Raw genomic sequence first — 24206 nt, 5'->3', positions numbered from 1 at the left:
CCATGAACACTCCGATCAAACTCAGCGCCTACGCCGGAGGGCTCGCCGTGATCTTCGCGGCGGCCCTCGGGCTGGGCGCCGCAACGGGAAGCCCGATCGAGATGTCGAACAGCCACGACACCGCCACCCACGGCGGCCATGCCGACGGGGGCGCCGCCGTCGCGACCGCCCCCGCGGGCCTCCAGGTTTCCGAGCAGGGGTACACCCTGTCCGAGGTCACCGCGCCCGCCGTGGCCGGCAGCCCCGGCACGCTGGCCTTCCGGATCCTCGGCCCGTCCGGTACCGCAGTCACCGAGTACGACGATCTGCACGAGAAGCAGCTGCACCTGATCGTCGTGCGCAGCGACACCAGCGAGTTCCGCCACGTTCACCCCGTCCGGGCGGCGGACGGCACCTGGTCCATCGACTGGAGCTGGCCGAGGGGCGGTACCTATCGCGTCTTCGCCGACTTCCAGCCGGCCGGCGGTCCGCAGCTCACGCTCGGCCGCAACGTCGACGTCGCGGGCGATTTCACCCCGGCCCCGCTGCCCGAGGAATCGCGGGTCGCCGAGGTGGACGGCTACCAGGTCACTCTCGACGGCGACCTGAGCACGGCAGGCGGACAGCTGTCCCTGACCGTGTCACGCGATAGCAAACCGGTCACCGACCTGCAGCCGTACCTGGGCGCCTTCGGGCACCTGGTCGCGCTGCGCACCGGCGACCTCGCCTACCTGCACGTGCACCCGCAGGGCGAGCCCGGCGACGGCGTCACCGCGCCCGGCCCGGACGTCACGTTCCACGCGCAGGCGCCGACGGACGGCACCTACCGCCTCTTCCTCGACTTCCAGCACGAGAACGTGGTCCGCACAGCGGAATTCACGGTCTCCACCCACGAAGGCCACTGACATGACCACCGAGTACCTCGCTCCCGAGACCACCGGCACCGCCAGCATCGAGCTCGCCATCGGCGGGATGACCTGCGCCTCCTGCGCGGCCAGGATCGAGAAGCGGCTCAACAAGATGGAGGGCGTGACCGCCACCGTCAACTACGCCACCGAGAAGGCCAAGGTCGTCTTCGACCCCGCGGTCACCTCGGCCGACCTCGTCGCCGAGGTCGAGAAGGCGGGGTACTCGGCCACCGTTCCCCTGCCGCCCTCGACCGACACCGGCACCGGTGATGACGCCGAGCCCGACGACGAGCAGTCCCGCGCGCTCGCCGCCCTGCGTACCCGGCTGATCGTCTCGGCGATCCTGTCGGTCCCCGTCATCGCGATGGCGATGATCCCCGCGCTGCAGTTCACCAACTGGCAGTGGCTCTCGCTCACGCTGGCCGCACCGGTCATCGTGTGGGCCGGCCTGCCGTTCCACAAGGCCACCTGGGCCAACCTCAAGCACGGCGCCGCCACGATGGACACGCTGATCACCATCGGCACCGGCTCCGCCTTCCTCTGGTCGCTCTACGCGCTGTTCTTCGGCACCGCGGGCGAACCCGGGATGACGCACCCGTTCTCGCTGACCATCGGACGCACCGACGGCGCCGCGAACATCTACCTCGAGGTCGCCGCGGGTGTCATCACCTTCGTGCTCGCGGGCCGCTACTTCGAGCAGCGGTCCAAGCGCCGGGCCGGGGCCGCCATGCGTGCGCTGTTCGAACTCGGGGCCAAGGAGGTCTCGGTGCTCCGCGACGGCGTCGAGACCCGTATTTCGGCAACGGAACTCGCGGTCGGAGACCTGTTCGTGGTGCGTCCGGGCGAGAAGATCGCCACCGACGGCCAGGTCGTCGAGGGCCGATCCGCGGTGGACATGTCGATGCTGACCGGTGAATCCGTCCCGATCGAGGTGGCCGAGGGCGACGGCGTGGTCGGCGCGACCGTCAACGCCGGTGGCCGACTCGTGGTCCGGGCCACCCGGGTCGGCGCCGACACGCAGCTGGCGCAGATGGCGGCGCTCGTGGAGGACGCACAGAACGGGAAGGCTCAGGTGCAGCGCCTCGCCGACACCATCGCCGGGGTCTTCGTGCCGATCGCCATCGCGATCGCCGTTGCCGCACTGGGGTACTGGATCGGAACCGGCAGCCCGCTGTCGGCCGCGTTCACCGCCGCGGTCGCGGTGCTCATCATCGCCTGCCCCTGCGCGCTCGGCCTCGCCACCCCGACGGCCCTGCTCGTCGGCACCGGGCGTGGCGCCCAGATGGGCATCCTGATCAAGGGACCCGAGGTGCTCGAGTCCACCCGCAAGGTGGACACGATCGTGCTGGACAAGACCGGCACTGTCACCACCGGCAAGATGACGCTGGAGGACGTGATCGTGGTCGAGGGCACCGATCGCGCCGAGGCGCTGCGCCTGGCCGGGGCGCTGGAGCACGCCTCCGAGCACCCCATCGCCAGGGCGATCGCGAGCGCCGCCGCGGCCGACGCGACCGGTCCGCTGCCGTCGGTGGAGGGTTTCGAGAACGTCGAGGGCCGCGGGGTTCAGGGCATCGTCGACGGGCACGCCGTGGTCGCGGGCCGGACCTCGCTGCTCGAGGACTGGTCGTTGCACCTGCCGGCGGCGTTGAGCGAGGCCAAGGCGGCGGCCGAGAACGCGGGCAAGACCGCGATCGCGGTCGGCTGGGACGGCGCGGCACGGGCCGTGCTGGTCGTCGCCGACGCGGTGAAGGACACCAGCGCCGAGGCGATCGCGCAGTTCAAGCGGCTGGGCCTCGAACCGGTGCTGCTGACCGGTGACAACGCGGCGGCCGCCAGGACCGTGGCCGACCAGGTCGGCATCGACACGGTGCTCGCGGAGGTCATGCCCGCGGACAAGGTCGACGCGGTCAAGGAGCTGCAGTCGCGCGGGAAGGTGGTCGCGATGGTCGGCGACGGTGTCAACGATGCCGCTGCACTCGCCCAGGCGGACCTCGGTCTGGCGATGGGCACCGGCACCGACGCGGCGATCGAGGCCAGCGACATCACGCTGGTCCGCGGCGACCTGCGCTCGGCCGCCGACGCGATCCGGTTGTCCCGCAAGACACTCGGCACCATCCGCGGCAACCTGTTCTGGGCCTTCGCCTACAACGCGGCGGCGATCCCGCTCGCCGCGGCCGGCCTGCTCAACCCAATGCTCGCCGGCGCCGCGATGGCCTTCTCCTCGGTCTTCGTGGTGAGCAACAGCCTCCGGCTGCGTCGGTTCCGGTAGCAGCGGCTCCGCCGCCCATGAGTCCTTCTGGTGTCCCTGCACACCAGAAGGACTCACGGGCGTAGCCGGTCACGACCCGCTCCGGGTGTCCCCTTCCTGCTGGTAGCAGAAGCCGTTGCAGCCCCTGAGGCTCCCGGTTGGGAGTTCTGCCAGGCCGCCGAAGACGGCGGCGGCGATGTCGGCGGATAGGGTGGCGACCGATCCGGCCGGCGGGAGGGATTCGACTGGGCTGGCGGAGGCGGTGCCCGCTCCGGCGGCCAGGCCGCCGGTCAGCGCTGCCGAGACGAGAACCGTGGCCGCGAGACGACGCATCGTGGGACGAGGCATGTACGAACTCCATTCGTAGGTTTCGAGATTGTGTCGCACTCGGCACGGCTTGAATACGCCGATACCGAACACGGTTCGCGACACCGTACCGACAACGATCAAGCCCGGTGCGGAAATTCGTACATTGTTGCCGCACTTGTCGATTCGTTCAACGCAACGGACTATCGACGGAATCTGCCACGCCGCCAGCCGCCCGTCACGCGATGGAGTCCAGCGACTCGGCTGCGATCACGTGACCAAGGCTGCGACATCAGCGCCCAATGCTCCGCCCGTGCGGAGCAGCGCGGCCCGAGCGCAGGCACACACCGGGCCGCGACGGATTCCCTACTGGATCATGCAACCGTAGGGGGCGAAGTTACATTCCTCATAACTTCCGCCAAAATAGGAGAGCAGGACGAGCGGAGCGCCGAGCACCCCGTATTTGTTCTCGTAGAGGGGAAGGTTCTCGACGCCATCCAGGGATCCGGTGGAAGTGGCGGCGACGGATTCGGCCGGCAAGAGGGATCCGGCGGGCGCCGCGGACGCGGCACCGGACCCGGCGGCGAGACCACCAGCCAGCACGGCCGACGCAACCACAGTAGCGGCGAGACGACGCATCGTGGAACGAGGCATGTACGAACTCCATTCAGAGACGGCGATTGAGTCGTACATCGTCGGCGCCGAAGAGCACCACCACCGAGCACGCTTCGCGCCACCCTACCGACATCGGTCAGGCCCGATGCAAGAATCCATACATTGTTGCGGCACTTGATGATTCGTTTAACGCGAACGAATCGGGTGATCTACTCGACGTTCGCCAATCGAACGAAGTCCGCAGCGCCGAGAACCTCCCCGCGGGCGGACGGGTCGATCCCCGCCGCGACCAGCAGGCGCTCGGCCTCGGCGGGAGAGCCGGCCCAGGTTGCGAGCGCGGCCCGGAGCGTCTTGCGGCGCTGTGCGAATGCCGCATTGACGACGGCCCACACCCGCTGCCGATGCTCCTCGTCGATCGGCCACGGCGGCTCGGCGTAGCGGTCCACCCGCACCAGCCCGGACTCCACCTTGGGCACCGGCCAGAACACCTGACGGCCGACGGCCCCCGCCCGCCGGACCTCGCCGAAGAACCGGGCCTTGACGCTCGGCACCCCGTAGATCTTGTTGCCGGGCACCGCGGCCAGCCGGTCCGCGACCTCCGCCTGCACCATCACCAGGGCGGTGCGCAGGCTGGGGAACTCGGAGAACAGGTGCAGCAGAACGGGCACCGCGACGTTGTAGGGCAGGTTCGCGACCAGTGCGGTCGGCGCGGCGGGCAGGTCGGCGGGCATCACCTTCATGGCGTCCGCGCCCACGACGGTGAGCCGATCCGCGAGTTCCGGAGCCCGCTCGGCCGCCGTCGTCGGGAGCCGGCCGGCGAGCACCGGGTCGATCTCCACCGCGATCACCGAGTCGACCACGTCCATCAGCGCCAGGGTCAGCGAGCCCAGTCCGGGGCCCACCTCGAGCACCACGTCGTCGCGGCCGACGCCGGCCGTGGTCACGATGCGGCGCACCGTGTTGGCATCGTGCACGAAGTTCTGGCCGAGCGTCTTGGTGGGGCGCACGCCCAGCTCTTCGGCCAGCGCGCGCACCTCGACGGGGCCGAGCAGCGCGGCCTGGCCTCGCGGGTTCCCCTCGGCGGGGTTCACCTCGGGGCTGATCACAGGGGGTTCACCTCGGGGTTTGTCACGAGGTGAACCTATCGCCTCTGCCGAGCTGCCGCGAAATCCGACACTCAGCGCATGCCGAGACGGGACGTGCAGGCCGGCCACGCGCCCCAGCCCTGGGTCTCCTGGGTCCTGGTCGCGATGGCGATCTGCTCCTCGCGGGTCGCGAGGTCCGCGCGCGGGGCGTATCGCAGGCCGCCCTGGCGCTCCCAGGTGTTCTGGTCGAACTGGACGCCGCCGTAGAAGCCGTTGCCGGTGTTGATCGCCCAGTTGCCGGTCGCCTCGCACTGCGCGAGCGCGTCCCAGGTGGCGCCGTTGGTGACGGGCGGCACCTCGGTACCGGGCTTGGCGCCGACCCGGACCACCTTCGGCTGGGCGGGGGTGGTCACGACGGCATGGAGCTGCTGGCGGCCGGACTCGACACCGTTGACCTTGGTGACCGAGAACGTCACGTCGTGCACGCCGGGGGCGCCCGGGTTCTCCACGACGGTCCTGCTCATGTTCATCGTCGGGTCCTCGATGCGCTGCTCCGGCGGGAGGAGCGGCAGCGTCTCGGTCACGTTCTCGGTGCGCGCGCGGGTGACCGCGATCTGCATGCCCTCGACGAGCTCGGCGTCCGCGGCGGGCACGACGGTGTCCGCCTGCTCGAGCGGGGCACCCTTGGCCGCCAGCAGCTCACCCACGGTCGGTGCGGCCAGTCGCACCTCGGCCGGAGCGGCGGCACCGTCGATCAGGCTGACCAGCTTCGGGCTCACCACGTCGAGGGCGGTGCCCTCGAGCGGGAGACGCTGCGACCGGGACGCGGAGACGTGCACATCGCCCGCCAGACGCTGCTGCTGCAGCGCCTCGTCCACGGTGAGCGCGGTGGTCCAGATGGTGCGCGGCTCGCCGTCGACGGTCAGCGCGACCTCGCGGGCCCGGCGCAACACCACCGTCGACCCGTCGGCGACCGCGGCGTCGGCCGCGGGCGCGACTACGTCCTTGTCGCCGACCGAGTAGCCGGCGTCGGCGAGGACGTCGACCACCTCGGTGCTCATCGTGCTCAGGGCGATCGTCTCCCCGTCCACGTCCACGGTCACCGTCTTGTGGCGGAACACCGCGAGCAGACCACCCGCGATCAGCGTGAGGAGCAGGGCTCCCACGACCACGCGCAGGAGCGGGGAATTGGCGTTGTTGATCCGAGCAATAGGTGACACGAGAAGTCCTGGGGGCTGACGGTCATCGGGGGTATTCCCGATGCGGTTCGATCACAGTACGGTAACGAGCACGGGGACACGAGGCAACCAGAGGACCCTGACCAGGAAATATCAATGTCTCAGAACGGCAACCGCGTGCCTCAGTTGCTCCTCGAATCGTGACCGGGAAAGCTCACTCGGATGCGTACACAATCGCGCCGAAGACTCGACCGACTACCCGTCGTGATCGGCATCCTCGCCCTGCTCGCCCTCGTCCTCGGACCCGGAACCGCCACCGCGCAATCCGACCCCGACAAGACCTACGTCATCGCCACCGACGTGACCTTCGCCCCCTTCGAGTTCCAGAACGAACAGGGCGACTTCGTCGGCATCGACATGGACCTGCTCAAGGCCATCGCGGAGGACCAGGGCTTCCGCTATCAGGTCAAGCCGCTCGGCTTCAACGCCGCCGTCCAGGCGCTGCAATCTCGTCAGGTCGACGGCGTCATCGCCGGCATGTCGATCACCGACGAGCGCAAACTGGTCTTCGACTTCTCCGACCCCTACTTCGACTCCGGCGTCCAGATGGCGGTCGCCAAGTCCAACGACGACATCGAGTCCTACGAGGACCTCAGGGGCAAGCGGGTCGCGATCAAGACCGGCACCGAGGGCGCCACCTTCGCCGAATCCATTAAGGACCGGTACGGCTTCTCCACCGTCACCTTCGACGACTCGGCGAGCATGTACGACGACGTCAAGACCGGGAACTCGGTCGCGGTGTTCGACGACTACCCGGTGCTGCTGTACGGCATCGCGCAGGGCAACGGACTCAAGGCGGTCGGTGAGAAGGAGGCCGGCAACTCGTACGGATTCGCGGTCTCCAAGGGCCAGAACGCCGAACTGATCGAGAAGTTCAACGTCGGACTCGCGAACCTGCGCGCCAGCGGGCAGTACGACAAGATCCTCGACACTTACCTCGGCGAGGGGGCGCAGCAGGCCCAGGGCGGGAACAATTTCTTCTCGCTCCTCAAGGACACCTACCCGCAGCTGCTCAAGGGCCTGTGGCTGACCATCGTGCTCACCGTCGTGTCGCTGGCGATCGCGCTGGTGCTCGGTCTGATCTTCGGGTTCCTGCGGGTCTCGCACAGCAAGTTCCTGCGCGCGATCGGCGTCACCTACGTCGACATCTTCCGCGGCACACCGCTACTGGTGCAGGCCTTCTTCATCTACTTCGGCATCCCGGCCGCGCTCGGCTTCCAGATGCCGGCGTTCACCGCGGGCGTCATCACTCTGAGCCTGAACGCGGGCGCCTACATCACCGAGATCATCCGCGGCGGCATCCAGTCCGTCGACAAGGGCCAGATGGAGGCGTCGCGCAGCCTCGGCATGAACTACATGACCTCGATGCGCAAGGTGGTGCTCCCGCAGGCGATGCGGACCATGATGCCGTCGTTCGTCAACCAGGCGGTCATCACGCTCAAGGACACCTCGATCCTGTCGGTGATCGGCATCGCCGAGCTCACCCAGACCGGCAAGATCATCATCGCCAGGAACTTCGAGTCGTTCAACATGTGGCTGATCGTCGGCCTCTTCTACTTCGTCATCATCATGGCGCTCACCAAGCTCTCCAACCGACTCGAGAAGAGGATCAACGCATGACGGAGTCGTCAGCGGCGCCGGTCGCGGCGCCCACCACCAAGATTCAGGTCTCCGGCCTCAAGAAGGCGTACGGCGACAACGAGGTGCTCAAGGGCATCGACGTGGACATCGCCAACGGCGAGGTGGTCTGCGTGATCGGCCCGTCCGGGTCCGGCAAGAGCACGTTCCTGCGCTGCCTGAACAAGCTCGAGGACATCACCGGCGGAACGGTGATCGTCGACGGCTACGACCTGACCGACAAGAAGGTCGACATCGACAAGGTCCGCCAGCACATCGGCATGGTGTTCCAGCACTTCAACCTCTTCCCGCACATGACGGCGCTGGAGAACGTGATGCTGGCACCGGTGCAGACCAAGCGCGCCACCAGGGACGAGGCCAGGGTGACCGCGCAGAAGCTGCTCGAACAGGTGGGGCTGGGCGAGAAGGCGAGCGCCAAGCCCGCCAGCCTGTCGGGCGGGCAGAAGCAGCGCGTGGCGATCGCCCGGGCGCTCGCGATGAACCCGGACATCATGCTGTTCGACGAGGCCACCAGCGCGCTCGACCCGGAGATGGTCGGCGAGGTGCTGCAGGTGCTGCGCGACCTGGCCGATCAGGGCATGACGATGGTCGTGGTGACCCACGAGATGGGCTTCGCCCGCGAGGTGTCCGACCGGGTGATCTTCATGGCCGACGGGTTCATCGTCGAGGAGGGCACCCCCGCGGAGCTGTTCGGGAACCCGCAGCACCCGCGCACCCAGGACTTCCTCAAGAAGGTGCTGTAGGCCCTGCCCGCGCCGCTCGCCGAGCGTGCAGCTTTCGTCGGTCGCTCTCGGGCGATGCCCCGAATACTGCACGCTCGGCGGGGAGCTGCGTCAACTCCGAACCGCCAGCTCCATCACCACCCCGGTCTGCTTGCGGCAGTCCATGCCGGACACGAACTCCCCGCTGCCCCCGAACCAACCGGGACTCTTCGGGATCGACGTCCGCACCGCGGTCCCCGGGATCGGGCGCCACGCGCCGCCCTCGTCCTCGCGGTACAGCTCCTCCAGCAGGTACACGCCCAGGATCGAGCCGGTGGTGCTGTCGAAATCGTCGGGGACATCGGCGCCGTGCACCGTTCCCCAGAGCCGCCCGCGCAGTCCGGTGGGGCGGTCGGACAGGTCATCCGGCGCGTCTCGCCAGTAGGCGCTGACGCCCCCGGCGCTGAGCTTCCCGCTCGTCCGATCCCAGCGAACGGGTCGGTGGAAGATCTCCGGCTCTGCGTCGTCCGCGGCGAAGGCGAGTGCCCACGTCGCCTCGCAACCCACCTCCGGCGGTGGCGCGCAGCACTCGATCTCCCAGGCTGCGATGTACACGTCGATGACGTCGACGCCGCGGTCGACGGGAGTCGAATTCGTGAACCCGTGCATTCGTCGTTACCTGTGCGGCCCAATCTACTCGCCGAGAGTGCAGCTGCTGTCGGCCCTTCCCGGCCGATGCGACTGCAGGTGCACGCTCGACGTCAGATGCGGTAAACCCGGCGGGCGGTCGCGGTCGACGCCTCCGCCAACTCGACCGGGTCCTGCCCACGGGTGTGCGCCAGCGACCGAACCGTGTACGGCAGGCAGTACGGCTCGTTCGGCGCTCCGCGGAAGGGGTGCGGGGTGAGGTACGGCGCGTCCGTCTCGACGATCAGCTGGTCATCGGGCACCAGCTTCGCCGCCTCGTGCAGGTCGCGGGCGTTCCGGAAGCTGACCGTCCCGGAGAAGCTCAGCACGTAACCCGCCTCCACACACGCCAGCGCCATGTTCGCGTCTGACGAGAAGCAGTGGAAGATGACCGTCTCCGGCGCGCCCTCGTCGATCAGCACGGCCAGCAGGTCGTGGTCGGCCTCCCGGTTGTGGATCATCAGCGGCTTGCGCAGCCGCTTGGCCAGGTCGATGTGCCAACGGAACCCCTCGACCTGCTCCTCGACGGTGGCGCAACCCTCGAGCTTGCCCGGCCAGTAGTAGTCGAGTCCCGTCTCCCCCACCGCGACGGTCCGCGGATCGCCCGCCAGGAGCTCGATCTCGGCCTTGGTCGCGTCATCGAGCACGTTGGCCCTGGTCGGATGGATGGCTGTCGCCGCGTACACCCTCGGATCCCAGTTCGCGGCGTCCACCGCGAACCGCGCGGCGGCGAGGTCGTCGGCCACGGTGACGACGCGACCGACACCCACCTTCTCGGCGCGGTCCACGATCGCGGCCACCGACGCGGCGTCGGTGGCACCGCACGCGTCGAGGTGGGTGTGCGCGTCGATCAGCGGCGCGAGCGGCTCTGGCAGGTCCGGGGCCGGACGGTCTCTTGGCACGCAGATAGAGTAGGCGCACCATGACTGCACCCACTCGTCCCCCGTTCTACATCACCACGGCGATCGCGTACCCGAACGGCGTCCCGCACGTCGGCCACGCGTACGAGTACATCTCCTCGGACGCCCTCGCGCGCTTCAAGCGCCTCGACGGCTTCGACGTGTTCTTCATGACCGGCACGGACGAGCACGGGCTGAAGATGCAGCAGACCGCGGCCAAGGAGGGCATCCCGGTCCGCGAGCTCGCGGCGAGGAACTCCGACACCTTCGAGGCCATGGACAAGGTCCTCGGCGTGTCCTACGACCGGTTCATCCGGACCACCGACGAGGACCACGAGGCCGCCTGCAAGGTGATCTGGGAGCGGATGGTCGAGGCGGGTGACATCTACCTCGACACCTACGCCGGCTGGTACTCGGTGCGCGACGAGGCCTACCACACCGAGGCCGAGACCGAGGTCCTCGAGGACGGGACCCGTGTGTCGGTGCTGACCGGCACCCCGGTGGTGTGGACCGAGGAGTCCACCTACTTCTTCCGGCTCTCCGAATACCAGGACAAGCTCCTCGACCTCTACGAGTCGCACCCGGAGTTCATCGCACCCGACACCCGACGCAACGAGATCGTCAGCTTCGTCAAGGGCGGACTCAAGGATCTGTCCATCTCGCGCACGACCTTCGACTGGGGTGTCCCGGTGCCCGGCCACCCCGAGCACGTCATGTACGTGTGGGTCGACGCCCTCGCCAACTACCTGACCGGCGTCGGCTACCCGAACACCGACGGTGAGGCCTTCGGCAAGTTCTGGCCCGCGGACCTGCACATCATCGGCAAGGACATCACCCGCTTCCACACCGTGTACTGGCCGGCGTTCCTGATGTCGGCGGGCCTGGAGCTACCGAAGCGTGTCTTCGTGCACGGGTTCCTGTACAACAAGGGCGAGAAGATGTCGAAGTCGGTCGGCAACGTCGTCGACCCGCTCGAGATGGTCGAGCAGTACGGCCTCGACGCGCTGCGATTCTTCCTGTTGCGGGAGATCTCCTACGGCCAGGACGGCAGCTACAGCCACGAGTCCATCGTCACCCGGATGAACGCGGACCTGGCGAACGAGCTGGGCAATCTCGCGCAGCGTTCGTTGACGATGGTCGCGAAGAACTGCGAGGCCCAGGTCCCGACCCCCGGCGAGCTCACCGACGACGACCGCGGGCTGCTGGCGAGGGCCGACGCGCTGCTCGAGATCGTGCGCGCCGACTTCGATCGCCAGGCCATGCACCTGGCACTCGAATCGATCTGGGCGGTGCTCGCCGAGACGAACCGCTACTTCTCGCAGCAGGAGCCGTGGGTGCTCCGCAAGACCGACCCGGCCCGGATGGCGACGGTCCTCTATGTGACCCTCGAAGTGGTGCGCATCGTGGGGATCCTGGTCCAGCCGGTGATGCCGGACTCCGCCGCGAAGATCCTGGACCTGCTCGGGCAGGACCCGGCCGCCCGCGACTTCGCGAGCCTCCCCGTGCGGATCGCCGCGGGGAATCCGCTGCCCGCTCCCTCGCCGGTGTTCCCCCGGTACGTGGAGCCCGAAACCGCCTGACATGGCGGACGAGGACGCGGCCGACGACGGCCGGCCGACGGCCGAGGTCCGGGCGCTCCTCGCGGCGCTCACGGGCGCGTACGAACGCGGTTGGCAACCCGCGGACCTGCTGCACCTGACCCGCCGGGCCGCCGAGTCGCCGCCGACGCTCGCCGCGGCGGTGCTGCTGCACGAGGCGCGGCAGAGTGGCGCGGCGGATCGGGCGCCGACGGAATGGTCCGATCAGCTGCGCGCCGTCGCCGAGCAGTACCCGGAGCAGGCCCGCCTCGCGGACCGGATCCCGGTCCCCGATACGGCGGGCGCGCACCTCGCAGGGGCCCTGACCGCCGGCCGGTCGGGTTTCGTGGGCTTCCAACTGTCCGAGCTGGCGGCCGAGTGGAACCGGTTGCCGGACTGGATGATCGTGCTGCCCCCGCCGTCGCAGTGGCCCGCCGAAGGCGCGGCCCCATCGGCGCAGTGGCCCGCCGAAGGCGCGGGATCCGATGCTGTCGCCACCGGAACCGCAGGCACCCCGGATCCCAGGACGCTGGGCCGGATCCGCGGACTGCTCGCCAAGGCCGAGCGCACCGAGTTCGCCGAGGAGGCGGAGGCGTTCACGGCGAAGGCACAGGAACTGATGACGCGTTACTCCATCACCACCGCCCTGCTTCGTTCCCGTGCCCACACCGGTGGAGCCGTGGTGCACAGCCGCCGGTTTCACCTCGAGAACCCGTACCTGAAGCAGAAGGCACACCTGCTGACCGCGATCGGTGACGCGAATCGGGTTCGCACCGTCCTGTTCGGCGATCTCGACATCGTCACCGCGGTCGGCACCCCGATCGACCTCGAGCAGGTCGACCTGCTGTTCACCTCACTGCTCGTCCAGTCGGCCCACTCGCTGCAGTCCGCCGCCGAGGCGGGCCGCAGCGGTTCGCGCACCACCGGATTCCGCAAGGCCTTCCTCGCCGGGTTCGCGAGCCGGATCGGGCAGCGGCTGCGCGACGCCGACGCCAGGGCGACCGAGGCCGCGGCGGCCGAGGAGTCCATCCCGCTCAGCGACCTGCTGCCGGTCCTCGCCACCACATCCGCGGCGGTCGATGCCGAGTTCACCCGGCTGTTCCCCTCGACCAGGACGGCCAGGTCCCGCCCGGTGGACGCGCGGGGCTGGCATGCCGGGCAGGCCGCGGCGGACAACGCACCGCTACCGCAGGGCGGGCGCGCCCTCAGGCCCAAGCAGGGCAAGTCACGGCCCTGACCTGCGGCGAGCAGTCGTGTCGGACCCTCGGTGCACACTGTCCGCCATGAGCGATAATCGAACACATATTCGACAAACGGCCGCGGTCGATGCGCTCGCCCGGGCCTACGAGCGCGGCTGGCAGCCCGCGGACATCCTCCACGTCACCAAGCGCGCACTGGACGCCACGGTGGTCGGCAGCGCGGCCACGCTCGTCCTGCACGAGGCGCGGACGAGTCGCGCCTGGTCGCGGGCCCCCCGGCAGTGGCTCGACCAGCTTCGGGCCATCGCGGACGCCCACCCCGAGGCGGAGAGCAGGCTGCCGGTCGACCAGGACCATGCCCGATCGCTCGGGTTCCTGTGGCAACTCCTGGGCCACTGGACGGCACTCTGCCCGCCACCGTCGGCCTGGCCGCGGCAGCACAGCGAGTCGACGGCGCAGCCGCAACGGCCGGCAGACCTGAAGGTGCTGAACAAGATCCGTGGACTGCTGGCGAAGGCCGAGAGCACGGAGTTCACCGAGGAGGCCGAGACGCTCACCGCCAAAGCCCAGGAGTTGATGACCCGCTACGCGATCAACTCCGCGCTGCTCGATTCCGGCGAACCCGGCCAGGGGGTCAGCGTGCAGAGCAGGCGGGTCCACCTCGACAACCCGTACGTCAAGCAGAAGGCCCTGCTGCTCACCTCGATCGGCACCGCCAATCATGTTCAGACCCTGTACAACTCCCGAATGGCCACCGCCACGATGGTCGGCGCTCCGGTCGATCTCGAACAGGTCGAGATGTTGTTCACCTCGCTGCTCGTCCAGGCGACCCGGGCGATGCGCAAGGCCGGCGAGGACGGTGAGGTCGGTTCGCGATCCACATCGTTCCGCAAGGCATTCCTGTTCGGGTTCGCCATCCGGATCGGCCAGCGACTGACGGAGGCGGACAAGGCCGCGACCGCGCGGGCGGTGGTCGATGCCGAAGTCTCGTTCGGAGACCTGCTCCCCCTCCTCGCGGGTCGCGCGGCAGCGGTGAAGGCCGAGGTGGACCGATTGTTCGGCCCGACGAAGAGTTGGCGGCATTCCCCGGTCGATCCCCTGGGCGTGCTGGCGGGACGGTCGGCGGCCGACGCAGCGAACCTGTCCGCGGGAGGGCAGGCGATCGCCGGCTGAGGCGGGTCACAGTCGCGTGAGCCCGTGCGCGTCTCCCGTGACCATGTCGTCGACCACCTCGATCAGCATGTCCTGCATCGCACGTGCGGCATGGGTCGGCCGCACGTCGGCCCGGCGCGCCAGGGAGATGGTTCGACTGAGTTCGGGCCCTTCCAGCCGCACCGAGCGCAGGCCGGGCCGATGGGACACCACCAGCGAGGGCACCACTGCCACGCCGAGACCGCGCTCGACGAACCGCAGCACCCCGTCCATCTCGGCGCCCTCCACCGCGACCCGCGGCGACAATCCGGCCTGCCGAAAGGCAGCGTCGGTGGCCACGCGCAGGTCGTAACCGCGGTGGAATGCCACGAGGGGGCGTCTCGCGAGTTCGTCGAGCGTCAGTGCGCGTCGCCTGGTCAGCGGATCGGCGGCGGCCGACGACACCACGACGAGGTCCTCCCGCAGCAACGGGGTGACCTCGAGGGCAGCCTCGCCGCGATCCTCGTTCGAGACGATCAACGCCATGTCGACCAGTCCGCCGGTCAGCGCATCGACCAGCGCGCGTGATCCACTTTCGTTCAGGCTCAACGCAATCCCCGGATACGCCGCGAGATAGCGCTCGAGAAGATCCGCCACGAGGCTGACGCAGAGGCTCGGCGGCGCACCCAGGCGCACCCGACCTCGCCTCAACCCGGTCAGCTCGGCGATCTCGCGGTGTGCGAGCTCCTCGTCCGCGAGCATCCTGGTGGCCAGAGGCAGCAACGACTCGCCTGCCGCGGTCAGTGCGATGTTCCCGCGCGCGCGGTGAAACAGGCTGGCCCCCAGGCTTTTCTCCAGCGCCAGGATCTGTCTGCTCAGGGAGGGTTGCGCCAGGTGCACCTCGCGGGCGGCCTTGGTGAAATGCCCGGTGCGTGCGACGGCGAGGAAGCAGGCGAGCTGCGTCAGGGTCATCTCTATACGTCTAGCGCATCGAGACGACCCGAACAATGCATTGGAGTAATCGGTATCCGCTCCCTAACGTCGCAGTCATGACTGATTCGGTTTCCGTTATCGGCGGCGGCCTCGCCGGGCTCACTGCGGCGATCGCGTGTGCAGAGGCCGGCGCCCAGGTCACGCTCCACGAGGCCCACGCGACGCTGGGCGGCCGGGCCCGCGCCACGGCCGGCCCGTACGTCGCCCACGAGGGCGCCCACGTTTTCTACGCGGACGGCCCGCACTGGCGATGGCTCAAGCGGCGTGGATTCGTCGACGACCTGTGCCTGCCGCCGGTGCGCACCCTCGGGCTGCTCGGCTTCCGACGGGACGGCAGACTCCGCCGGACCCCTCCGAAGGGAATGCTGCGAGCCCAGCTCTCTCCCTGGGTCTCCGCGCCCGTCGACGCGGACTTCCACTCCTGGGCCACACAGCGTTTCGGGCACTGCGCCGCGACGGCCATGGCGAACTCCGTCGGCGTGGCAACCTACGACGCGGACACCGGGAGACTCTCGGCCGCCTTCGTGTGGAATCTGTTCCAGCGGATCTACGGACCGAGGGTCCCCGGCGTGCGCTACGTGGCCGGCGGCTGGCAGGCGGTCACGAGCCGGATGGTGGCCCGCGCGCGGGACCTCGGGGTCCGGATCGAACTGGGCTCCCGGGTCGACGCGATCCCCTCCACTCCGACGATCGTCGCGACCGAACTGTCCTCCGCGCGAACCCTCCTCGGCGACTCGTCGCTGCGCTGGCAGAGCGGGCACTGCGTGATGCTCGACCTCGCCGTCCGCGAGGGACGGCGCGACCTGTTCACCGCCGCCGACCTCGACGAGGGAGGCTTCCACGACTGCTATTCGATGCAGGACCGCTCCGTCGCGCCGCCGGGCGAGTCCCTGTTCCAGATCGACATGCCGGTGCGCCCGGACGAGTCCGCCGACCAGGCGCGAATCCGTCTGTACCGCTTCACCGATCTCACGGTTCCTGGCTGGCGCGACCGGGTCACCTGGCAACGGACAGCGACGGCGAGGGACAGGACCGGAGCCGTCGACCTGCCGGGCCAGACCTGGCGCGACCGACCCGAGATCGACCGGGGCTCAGGGGTGTACCTTGTCGGCGACATGGTCGCCGCCCCCGGGATGCGCGGCGAGATCGCAATCAACAGTGCCCTGCGCGCGGCGGAGGCCGTGGTCGCCGGGCTCAGGACCTCGAAAGGAGTGCGCCGATGAGCGCAAGTGTGGTGGTCGTCGGAGCGGGCTACGCCGGGGTGATGGCCGCGAACAGGATCAGATCACGGAGCGAGGACACGCGAGTGATCGTCGTCAATCCCCGGCCCGCGTTCGTCGAACGTATCCGGCTCCATCAGCTCGTCACCGGAAGCTCTGACGCGACAATCCCATTCGAGCGTGTACTGCACCCCGGGTTGGAGCTTCGGGTGGGAACCGTCGAGCGTATCGACGCGAAGGACAACACGATCGCGTTGAGCGACGGCGAACTCCTCCGCTACGACCATCTCGTCTATGCCGTCGGCAGCACCGACCGACGCGACCACATCCCGGGGGCATCCGAGCACGCCTTCTCCGTGTCCGAGCTCGAACAGGCACACCTGCTCCGGCTCCGATTGCGCGCGCTGCCGCGACCGCTCGCCGTCACCGTGATCGGGGGCGGACTGACCGGCATCGAGACCGCCGCCGAGCTCGCCGAGAACGACCCCGAGATCGCCGTGACCCTGGTGTCCGACACCCCGGTCGCGCAGACCCTGCCGCCGCGGACGCGACGCAAGATCCTCACCACCCTCGCCGCGCTCGGCGTCACGGTGACCGAGGGGGACCGGGTGGCCGAAATCGCCGAGGGCAAGGTCACTCTCGCGGACGGGCGGATCCTGCAGAGCGATTGCACGGTGCTCGCGACCTCCTTCGCGTTCCCCGATCTGGCGCGCAGGAGCGGGCTCGAGGTCGATGCCGAAGGCCGACTGCTGGTCGATGCGACGTTGACCAGCCTCGGCGCCCCGTCGATCGTCGGCGCCGGTGACGCGGTCGCCGGACCGCCGGACGAACTCGGCCACCTCCGGATGAGCTGCCAGGCCGCCCTCCCGATGGGTGCACACGCCGCCGACACGGTCCTCGCCCGCCTCGGCGGCACCGAACCGACGCCGCTCTCGCTCGGCTTCGTGGGCCAGTGCATCAGCCTCGGCAGGCGACGCGGAGCCTTCCAGCCGACCCGCGCGGACGACTCCCCCGCCTGGCCGGCGATCACCGGCCGTGTGGGAGCGCTCGTGAAGGAGCAGGTCTGCGCCACGACGGTGCAGTTCATGACGAAGCAGGCGACGCGCGGGGCGTACCGGTGGCGGCGCGGTCCGCGCTGACGGCCCGTGACCGCTCGATTCGGGTGTGCGGGCGAGGCCGTGTCACGCTTGTCGGGTGCGGATCGAGCGGATTGGTGACGGCGGCGACCCGGCCGACGTGTTGCGCGCCCTCGCGGACCTGGCCGTCGAACGCGGCACACCCGCACCCGCGGCGCTGATCGGCGACTGGTTCGGATCCCGGGCGGTGCTGGCCCCGAGCGTGCGGACCGCCCCGGTCGGCACGGCGAGCACCTTCGACCTCTCGAACCGAGGCGCGGTCACCGTCCCCGGGCGGGCGGCCGCCCGCGGGGACGACGGACCGGTGATCGGCGGCGGCTGGATCGGCTACCTCGGGTACCCCGACACCCCGACCAGCGGGGCCACCGCCGCGCTCCCGGCGGCGGCGGGCGGGTGGACGGATTCGGTGCTGCGGCAGGACCCCGGCGGCTGCTGGTGGTACGAGAGCCTGACCGACGACCCCTGCCCCGCGGCCTGGTCGGACGCGGTCACCGCGCCCAACGCCCCCGCGCGGCCCTGGCGGATCGAGTGGACCGCGCCCAACCGCGACGCTCACCGCCGCGGCGTGCAGGAGTGTCTCGAGGCCATCCGGCAGGGCGAGGTGTACCAGGCCTGTGTCTGCACCCAGTTCCGCGGCCTGGCCGACGGCGACCCCCTGCACTTCTTCGCCGACGCCGTGGCCGCGACCCGGCCCGCCCGCGCCGCCTTCGTGCAGGGCGAGTGGGGCGCGGTGGCCTCGCTGTCCCCCGAACTGTTCCTCTCGCGCCACGACGACCTGCTCCGCTCGAGCCCGATCAAGGGCACACTGCCCATCGCCGACGATCCGGACCGCCTGCGCGCCTCGATCAAGGACGTCGCCGAGAACGTGATGATCGTCGACCTGGTGCGCAATGACCTCGGCCGGGTCGCGGTGCCCGGATCGGTCACGGTCACCGACCTCCTCGGCGTCTACCCCGCCCCGGGAGTCTGGCACCTGGTCTCCACCGTCGCGGCGACCGCCGCCACCGGCACCACCACCGCGGAACTGCTGGACGCGACCTTCCCGCCAGCCTCGGTCACCGGGTGCCCGAAACACCGTGCCCGCCAGCTCCTGTCGGAGTGGGAACCGGACCATCGCGGGGTCTACTGCGGAGCGGTCGGATTCGCCTCCCCGCTCGCGGGCACCGAACTCAACGTCGCGATCCGCACCGTCGAATTCGATCCGAGCGGGAACGCGGTGCTGGGTGTCGGCGGTGGCATCACCATCGACTCCGACCCGGACGCCGAATGGCAGGAATGCCTGGACAAGGCGTCGAGCATCATCTCGCTCGGCTGATCGCCGATCAGCCCTGCGCGCACGCCTGCTCACCCGAGCCCGACAACTCGAAATCCGCCGCGCGCTCCGCGGGCAGGGGCGTCGTCGACGAGCAGATTCGGCGGATGATCGACGACGCGTCCAGATCCCAGATCCGCAGCACGCCCTCACCGTCGCCGGAGAGCGCCGCGTGGGTGCCCGGCAGGAAGGCCACCTGCCACCGCCCCGTACCTGTCGTGGTGATCGGCCCGCCGACGCTGCGCATCGACCCCGCGTCGGCGACGTCCCACAGCCGCACCGTACCGTCGTCGCCTCCGCTGATCACGTGCCTGCCATCGGGATCGAACGACACCGAGTAGACGGTGCCGGTGTGCCCGCGCAGCGGCGAGCCCCTGAGGGTGAGCGTGCCGTCGTCCGCCCGATCCCACATCACGATCGACTGGTCATCGCCGCCGGCCGCCAGCATCGTCCCGTCCGGGCTGAACGAGATCGAGTTGATCCCGTCCGCCTGACCGCTCTCCGCGACCGGGACCTCTCGGGGACTCGCCGCCTCCCGCACGTCCCAGGCGTGCATGCCGCCGTCCGCATCGGCCGCCACCAGGTTCCGCCCGTCCGGGCTGAAGCCCACCGTGCGAACGAGATTCGTCGGACCGTCGAGCGGCTCACCCCACGGCGTCGGCCGTTCCGGGTCCGCCAGATTCCACAGCCGGACGCTGACGTCGTCCGCACCGATCGCGAGCGTGGACCCGTCCGGACTGAACGCCATCTCCCAGGTGAACCTCGTCTGGGTCAGGATCGGTCCGCCCAGGGCACGCGGGTGCTGCGGGTCGCGCACATCCCACAACTGCACCTGCCCGCCGGACGTCGGCGCGGTCGCCATCGTTCCGCCGTCCGGTGCCAGTGCCACCACGTGGGCGCCGCCGAACGGGCGCGGCATGGTGAGCTCGCTCAGTAGGGACATCCGGCGGTCCGCCCCCGCCCGCCACAGCCGGATCACCGAGTCGTAGCCGCCGGTGGCCACCAACGAACCGTCCCGGCTCGTCGCGGGCTGGGTGAACGCCGACGCCGAGACGTGGATCGCCGTCGTCGGCAGGGACCACACCCGGACGGTGGAGTCCTGGCCCCCGGTGACGATCGCCGAACCGTCGGGCGAGAGGGCGAGCGCGGGCACGCCGCCGCCGTTGCCGGTCAGCGCGGGACGCAGTTCGTGCAGACTCCGCGAAGCCGGGTCCAGGGACCATGTCTTCACGGTCCCGTCCCACGAGGCACTCGCCAGCGTCGCACCGTCGGACGCGAAGGCGATGGTCCACACCCCACCCGTGTGGGCCTGGATCGGGACCCCGATCTCGCCGACCGCCCGCACGTCCGCGGTGTCGAACACCCGGAGGAACCCGTCGTCGCTGCTGGCGGCGAGGGTCCGCCCGTCGGGCGCGAACGCCACCGAGTGCACGACGTCGCCGAATCCGGTCAGCACCGACGGCAGCGGGGCCGGTGCGACACCCGCGCCGAGCCCGGCGATGTCCCACAGCCGGACACTGCGGTCGTCACTGGCGGTTGCCAGCACCGTCGAGTCGCCGCGGAACGACACCGTCCGTACCGCGCCCTGATGCGCAGGCAGCACCGTGGACCCGAATCGGCCCGAGAACGGGTCCGACGTGTCGAACATCGTCACGGTGCCGTCGTCGGCGGGCACGGCCAGGATCCGCCCGTCCGGGCTGAACCGGATGTTGTGGACCGCCCGGGGTCCCACCTTGGCCCCGTCGAGCAGGGGCCGCGGCGCCGACCGGTCGGTGACGTCCCAGATGAAGACGAGACCGTCGCCGCTGCCCGCGGCCAGGATCTTGCCGTCCGGACTGAAGGACACCGACGCCATGTACTTCTCGGCCCCGCCGAGCGGGACGCCGATCGGGCGCGGGTCGGTGCGATCGGTGAGGTCCCACAGCCGGACGGTGCGGTCGTCGCTGGCGGAGGCGATCATCGTGCCGTCGCGGGTGACGGCCACCCCGTAGACCGGCCCGTGGTGGCCGCTCAAGACGCGGCCCACCGGGGTCGATTCGGTCGCGATCAGGCGCGAGAACGCGGTGTCGTTTCCCGGCTTCATCTGCCACGCCTCGATCGCCAGCCGCGCGGAGGTCGTCGGGTCCGAGTCGCGCAGCGAATCCGTCAGCGCGACCAACTGGTTGAACTGTGCGGCGGAGCGTTCCGATTCGGCCCGCTGCTTCGCCGTCCACGCCATCGACACCGCGACCAGGGCGATCACGGTGGACACCACGAGAGCCGCCATCACGGCGCGCTGGATCCAGGTGTCCCGGCGCACGTGCCCGGTCGAGGTGGCGAGGAACTCCGACGCCGTCGGGGTCAGGGACGCGGCCACCTTGGTCGCACCCAGCCCCTCCACCGCGATCCGCGACGCATCGTGCTCGGCGACCATGTCGAGGCGGCCACGCTGGTAGAGCAGGCTGTTGTTGCGGTCCGACAGCTCCCAGTTCGCGGCGTCCGCCTCGATCTGCTGCCGCAACGCGGTGTAGGAGCGGTCCTCCTGGATCCACTGCTTCAGCCGGGGCCAGGCATCGATCACCGCGTCGTGGATGAGTTCGACGCTCTCGGTGTCCGCGACCAGGACCCGGGCCGCGATGAACTGGTCCACGACCTGCCTGCCGGTCGCGGTGTCCTCGCCCGCGAAGGCCAGCAGCTGGGGCAGCGTCCGCCGGATCTTCACGTCGGTGCCGGTGTCCGTGACATACACGAGGTGCACCAGCATCGCCCGGGCGAGCACCCTGCCCCGCTCGTCCAGCGCCGCCCAGGTGCGTTCGGCGGTCGCCGCGACGGACCCGCGGACACCACCGGTGGCGCGGTAGCTCGCCACGGTGAGCACCCCCCCACGCCTGCGCTCCCACATCGTGTCGAGCAGGTGCGACAGCAACGGCAGGACCGTGCCGGTGCCCTCGTCCGAGGTGAGGACCCCGAGATCGTGGAGGATGAGATCGACGAGACCGGCTTCGAGTTTGAGGCCGATCATCCGGGCGGGCTGGGTGATCACCTCCACCATGTCATCCCGCGTCAGCGGCGCGAGGACCTTGCTGTGCCGTTCGAGGGCGCGGGCGAGCACCGGCTGCGAGAGGGCCTGCTCGTAGAAGTCGGATCGCATGGTCGCGATGACCGAAGGTGCGGCGTCGGGCGTCTCGTCCGCACCGATCGTCCTCGCTGCCAGGTCGAGGAGCGTGAGGAAGCGGTCCCGCTCTCCGGGGTCGTCGCACTGGGTGAACAGCTCCTCGATCTGGTCGACCACGATCAACAGCGGGCTCGATCCCAGCCGGGCGGCGGCCGCGCGGACCGCGCGGCGGACGGTCTCCGGGCGGGGATCCGGGGCAGACTCCCGTAGCTCCGAGATCGCCTCGCCCAGCGCCTGCAACGGGTTGGGCCCGGGAGTGAGCACCACCGGCCGGCAGCCGCTGCCTCCGGCGGCGGGTGCCGCGCCCGTCAATTCCGCGACGAGACCCGCCTGGACGAGCGACGACTTCCCGACGCCCGAGGCGCCGGTCACGATCACCAGCCCCCGACCCTGCGCGGAGGTGACCGTGGCGACCAGGCCGGGCAGGCTGGCGCCCCGGCCGAAGAACAGCCGCGCGTCCTCGGCCCGGTAGGGCTCCAGCCCCCGATAGGGCCGAACCCCGGTCACCGGTGTCGCCGCCTGCTGATCGGCGGCCTCACCGCGGCCGCGCGTGGCGTTCGCATCGCGGGCGCTCGACCACCACGCGAGCCACTGCTTCATCGAGTACAGACCGGCGACGGGCGGCTGGGTGCCGTGCAGCGCCTGCGCCCCCCGGATGAGGACCACGAGGACCGGGCGAACGGAATCGAACGTGGCGGGTACCCGCTTGCCCGAGCGCCAGTCGCTCAATCGCTGGACCGAGATCTGCCGGTCCGTGCCGATGGTCCGGCCGACCGCCGAGGACTCGGACACGACCTTCTTGAGGGCGGGTCCGCCCGCGGTCGCGAACAGCAGGCGCAGTTGATCCGCGAAGTGCAGTCGCGCCTGTTCCTCCCGGTCGCCCCGATCCGGTTTGCCGGGATCGCTGTCCGCGGCGCCGTCCACCGCATCGGCCGAATCGCCACCGGACATCGTCGATCACCTCAGTTCGTACCGTGGAAAATCCGCTGCGGAAAAGTTCCTCACCCGCTGCGAACTGGGACGATACCCGGATACCGAGGTTTGCGGTTTGGCTGGGTCCCCCGCACCGACCAGAGTTGATCCCGACGCACGGGGGGCCCTGCATCGCCGCGCCACACCGGCGGGAACTGTCAGCCCGAGGGGGGGTTGTTCCCGCCGGTGTGTCCGTGGCCGACCACACACGACGGAGTGACCATGAGCAGACTCGCCGCCAAGATCGCGTCCACGGTTCCGCCCACCCTCGCCGCAGCACTCGTCCTGGCTGCCGCGGTCGGCCTCATCATGTTGATGGGCGCACCGCCGATGTGACGGTCCGTCGACCGCCGATCCACTCAGCCCTGTCGGGCCGCCAGCACCGCCTCGTAGACCTCACGCTTGGACACCCCGGCCGTCGCGACCATCGCGCACGCGTCCTTGAGCCGCGCCCCACCCTCGACGAGCCGCTCCACCTCCCCGACCAGATCCTCGGGTTCCGCGGCGACCAGTCGCGCCGCTTCCAGCACGACGGTGATCTCCCCGCGTGCGCCCTCGATCGCCCACTGCGCCAGCTCGGCCAGCGTGCCGCGGCGCACCTCCTCGTAGGTCTTGGTCAGTTCCCGGCAGACCGCCGCGCGGCGGTCACCACCGAGCACCTCGACCGCGTCGGCCAGACAGGCCGCCAACCGGTGCGGCGCCTCGAAGAACACGCACGCCCGCTGCTCGGTGCGCAGGGACTCCAGCCAGGTTCGGCGCTGCCCCTGCTTGCGCGGCGGGAAGCCGTCGAAGCAGAAGCGCTCGACCGGCAGCCCGGACAGCGCCAACGCGGTCGTCACGGCCGACGGACCCGGCAGGCAGGTCACCGGCAGATCCTTTTCGACACAGGCGGCCACCAACCGGTAGCCGGGGTCGCTGACCGACGGCATCCCCGCATCCGTCACCAACAGCACCGTCTTGCCCTCGGCGACATCCGCGACCAATGCCGGTAGCCGGGTGGTCTCGACCTGGTCGTAGAAGCTGACCACCTTGCCGGCGATCACCACCCCGAGCGCGGCGGCCAGATGCTTGGTTCGGCGGGTGTCCTCCGCAGCGACGACGTCCGCCGTGGCGAGGGCCTCCTTCAGGCGTTCCGAGGCGTCACGGACCTCACCCATCGGTGTCGCGGCAAGGACAAGACGACCGTTCATGTCCCACAGCCTACGATC

General features: G+C 70.0%; 19 protein-coding genes. 10 read left to right on the top strand and 9 right to left on the bottom strand.

Annotation, left to right across the window (positions count from 1 at the left end; genetic code table 11):
• The first annotated feature begins 2 nt into the window (after window positions 1-2).
• Together ACFQS9_RS12540 and ACFQS9_RS12535 are read left to right on the top strand one after the other, a co-directional pair.
• On the top strand, window positions 3-884 hold the full coding sequence (locus ACFQS9_RS12540; protein WP_378405066.1) for a hypothetical protein: 882 nt from the start codon (window positions 3-5) through the stop codon (window positions 882-884).
• A 1-nt stretch (window position 885) separates the two neighbouring features.
• Window positions 886-3156 (top strand): heavy metal translocating P-type ATPase, encoded by a 2271-nt coding sequence (locus tag ACFQS9_RS12535; RefSeq protein ID WP_378405064.1) that lies wholly within the window; start codon window positions 886-888, stop codon window positions 3154-3156.
• A 69-nt stretch (window positions 3157-3225) separates the two neighbouring features.
• On the opposite strand, the gene ACFQS9_RS12530 is transcribed toward ACFQS9_RS12535, so the two are convergent.
• From ACFQS9_RS12530 to ACFQS9_RS12515, 4 genes are all read right to left on the bottom strand, one after another.
• Window positions 3226-3483 (bottom strand): hypothetical protein, encoded by a 258-nt coding sequence (locus tag ACFQS9_RS12530; RefSeq protein ID WP_378405062.1) that lies wholly within the window; start codon window positions 3481-3483, stop codon window positions 3226-3228.
• A 324-nt stretch (window positions 3484-3807) separates the two neighbouring features.
• Window positions 3808-4095 (bottom strand): hypothetical protein, encoded by a 288-nt coding sequence (locus ACFQS9_RS12525; protein ID WP_378405060.1) that lies wholly within the window; start codon window positions 4093-4095, stop codon window positions 3808-3810.
• Between the two features lie 170 nt (window positions 4096-4265).
• The gene (gene rsmA / locus ACFQS9_RS12520) at window positions 4266-5162 is read right to left on the bottom strand and encodes a 16S rRNA (adenine(1518)-N(6)/adenine(1519)-N(6))-dimethyltransferase RsmA (RefSeq protein WP_378405058.1); all 897 of its coding nucleotides are present in this window, start codon (window positions 5160-5162) and stop codon (window positions 4266-4268) included.
• A 71-nt stretch (window positions 5163-5233) separates the two neighbouring features.
• Entirely contained in the window at window positions 5234-6361 is a 1128-nt protein-coding gene (locus ACFQS9_RS12515; RefSeq protein ID WP_378405057.1) for a transglycosylase family protein, read from the bottom strand.
• 180 nt (window positions 6362-6541) lie between these two features.
• On the opposite strand from ACFQS9_RS12515, the gene ACFQS9_RS12510 reads away from it, so the two are divergent.
• Window positions 6542-7999, top strand: a complete 1458-nt coding sequence (locus tag ACFQS9_RS12510; protein ID WP_378405055.1) for an amino acid ABC transporter substrate-binding protein/permease — start codon at window positions 6542-6544, stop codon at window positions 7997-7999.
• Window positions 7996-8760, top strand: coding sequence for an amino acid ABC transporter ATP-binding protein (locus ACFQS9_RS12505; protein WP_378405053.1), 765 nt, complete (start codon window positions 7996-7998; stop codon window positions 8758-8760). The genes ACFQS9_RS12510 and ACFQS9_RS12505 overlap by 4 nt, the downstream gene beginning before the upstream one ends.
• 90 nt (window positions 8761-8850) lie before the next feature.
• Here the strand turns inward: ACFQS9_RS12505 and ACFQS9_RS12500 are convergent, their stop codons facing one another.
• Window positions 8851-9387, bottom strand: a complete 537-nt coding sequence (locus ACFQS9_RS12500; RefSeq protein WP_378405051.1) for a DUF6578 domain-containing protein — start codon at window positions 9385-9387, stop codon at window positions 8851-8853.
• A gap of 92 nt (window positions 9388-9479) precedes the next feature.
• A complete protein-coding gene (locus tag ACFQS9_RS12495) occupies window positions 9480-10307 on the bottom strand; it encodes a TatD family hydrolase (RefSeq protein WP_378405049.1) in 828 nt (275 codons plus the stop codon).
• Between the two features lie 20 nt (window positions 10308-10327).
• Here ACFQS9_RS12495 and metG point away from each other — a divergent pair, with 20 nt between their 5' ends.
• The 3 genes from metG to ACFQS9_RS12480 are packed head-to-tail and all read left to right on the top strand — an operon-like array spanning window position 10328 to window position 14253.
• Window positions 10328-11884: a methionine--tRNA ligase gene (metG, locus tag ACFQS9_RS12490; protein WP_378405047.1), complete on the top strand. Its 1557-nt coding sequence runs from the start codon at window positions 10328-10330 to the stop codon at window positions 11882-11884.
• A 1-nt stretch (window position 11885) separates the two neighbouring features.
• On the top strand, window positions 11886-13118 hold the full coding sequence (locus ACFQS9_RS12485) for a DUF2786 domain-containing protein (RefSeq protein WP_378405046.1): 1233 nt from the start codon (window positions 11886-11888) through the stop codon (window positions 13116-13118).
• A 46-nt stretch (window positions 13119-13164) separates the two neighbouring features.
• Complete coding sequence (locus ACFQS9_RS12480; RefSeq protein WP_378405045.1) at window positions 13165-14253, top strand: DUF2786 domain-containing protein; 1089 nt, start codon at window positions 13165-13167, stop codon at window positions 14251-14253.
• A 6-nt stretch (window positions 14254-14259) separates the two neighbouring features.
• Here ACFQS9_RS12480 and ACFQS9_RS12475 read toward each other — a convergent pair whose 3' ends face one another.
• Window positions 14260-15183, bottom strand: coding sequence for a LysR family transcriptional regulator (locus ACFQS9_RS12475; protein ID WP_378405044.1), 924 nt, complete (start codon window positions 15181-15183; stop codon window positions 14260-14262).
• A 77-nt stretch (window positions 15184-15260) separates the two neighbouring features.
• On the opposite strand from ACFQS9_RS12475, the gene ACFQS9_RS12470 reads away from it, so the two are divergent.
• From ACFQS9_RS12470 to ACFQS9_RS12460, 3 genes are read left to right on the top strand one after another with little or no spacing between them, the layout of a single operon-like run.
• Entirely contained in the window at window positions 15261-16427 is a 1167-nt protein-coding gene (locus ACFQS9_RS12470) for an FAD-dependent oxidoreductase (RefSeq protein ID WP_378405042.1), read from the top strand.
• Window positions 16424-17563 carry an NAD(P)/FAD-dependent oxidoreductase gene (locus ACFQS9_RS12465; protein ID WP_378405040.1) on the top strand — a complete coding sequence of 380 codons (1140 nt, stop codon included), beginning with the start codon at window positions 16424-16426 and terminating at the stop codon, window positions 17561-17563. The genes ACFQS9_RS12470 and ACFQS9_RS12465 overlap by 4 nt, the downstream gene beginning before the upstream one ends.
• Window positions 17564-17618: 55 nt before the next feature.
• On the top strand, window positions 17619-18875 hold the full coding sequence (locus ACFQS9_RS12460) for an aminodeoxychorismate synthase component I (protein WP_378405038.1): 1257 nt from the start codon (window positions 17619-17621) through the stop codon (window positions 18873-18875).
• Between the two features lie 7 nt (window positions 18876-18882).
• On the opposite strand, the gene ACFQS9_RS12455 is transcribed toward ACFQS9_RS12460, so the two are convergent.
• Window positions 18883-22977 carry a WD40 repeat domain-containing protein gene (locus tag ACFQS9_RS12455; RefSeq protein WP_378405036.1) on the bottom strand — a complete coding sequence of 1365 codons (4095 nt, stop codon included), beginning with the start codon at window positions 22975-22977 and terminating at the stop codon, window positions 18883-18885.
• Window positions 22978-23357: 380 nt separating this feature from the next.
• Window positions 23358-24188 carry a 16S rRNA (cytidine(1402)-2'-O)-methyltransferase gene (gene rsmI, locus ACFQS9_RS12450; RefSeq protein WP_378405034.1) on the bottom strand — a complete coding sequence of 277 codons (831 nt, stop codon included), beginning with the start codon at window positions 24186-24188 and terminating at the stop codon, window positions 23358-23360.
• Window positions 24189-24206: the final 18 nt, after the last annotated feature.

It is taken from the genome of Rhodococcus daqingensis (genome assembly GCF_042665615.1).
Taxonomy (GTDB): Bacteria; Actinomycetota; Actinomycetes; order Mycobacteriales; family Mycobacteriaceae; genus Rhodococcus_G; species Rhodococcus_G daqingensis.
This window is presented reverse-complemented; position numbering and strand designations above follow the sequence as displayed.

Bases quoted from the DNA above. Each gene is read 5' to 3' on its own strand.
- ACFQS9_RS12465 (WP_378405040.1), top strand. From the start codon at position 16,424: ATGAGCGCAAGTGTGGTGGTCGTCGGAGCGGGCTACGCCGGGGTGATG.
- metG (WP_378405047.1), top strand. From the start codon at position 10,328: ATGACTGCACCCACTCGTCCCCCGTTCTACATCACCACGGCGATCGCG.
- rsmI (WP_378405034.1), bottom strand. From the start codon at position 24,188: ATGAACGGTCGTCTTGTCCTTGCCGCGACACCGATGGGTGAGGTCCGT.
- ACFQS9_RS12535 (WP_378405064.1), top strand. From the start codon at position 886: ATGACCACCGAGTACCTCGCTCCCGAGACCACCGGCACCGCCAGCATC.
- ACFQS9_RS12525 (WP_378405060.1), bottom strand. From the start codon at position 4,095: ATGCCTCGTTCCACGATGCGTCGTCTCGCCGCTACTGTGGTTGCGTCG.
- ACFQS9_RS12475 (WP_378405044.1), bottom strand. From the start codon at position 15,183: ATGACCCTGACGCAGCTCGCCTGCTTCCTCGCCGTCGCACGCACCGGG.
- ACFQS9_RS12500 (WP_378405051.1), bottom strand. From the start codon at position 9,387: ATGCACGGGTTCACGAATTCGACTCCCGTCGACCGCGGCGTCGACGTC.
- ACFQS9_RS12540 (WP_378405066.1), top strand. From the start codon at position 3: ATGAACACTCCGATCAAACTCAGCGCCTACGCCGGAGGGCTCGCCGTG.
- ACFQS9_RS12505 (WP_378405053.1), top strand. From the start codon at position 7,996: ATGACGGAGTCGTCAGCGGCGCCGGTCGCGGCGCCCACCACCAAGATT.
- ACFQS9_RS12530 (WP_378405062.1), bottom strand. From the start codon at position 3,483: ATGCCTCGTCCCACGATGCGTCGTCTCGCGGCCACGGTTCTCGTCTCG.
- ACFQS9_RS12480 (WP_378405045.1), top strand. From the start codon at position 13,165: ATGAGCGATAATCGAACACATATTCGACAAACGGCCGCGGTCGATGCG.
- ACFQS9_RS12485 (WP_378405046.1), top strand. From the start codon at position 11,886: ATGGCGGACGAGGACGCGGCCGACGACGGCCGGCCGACGGCCGAGGTC.
- ACFQS9_RS12455 (WP_378405036.1), bottom strand. From the start codon at position 22,977: ATGTCCGGTGGCGATTCGGCCGATGCGGTGGACGGCGCCGCGGACAGC.
- ACFQS9_RS12510 (WP_378405055.1), top strand. From the start codon at position 6,542: ATGCGTACACAATCGCGCCGAAGACTCGACCGACTACCCGTCGTGATC.
- ACFQS9_RS12470 (WP_378405042.1), top strand. From the start codon at position 15,261: ATGACTGATTCGGTTTCCGTTATCGGCGGCGGCCTCGCCGGGCTCACT.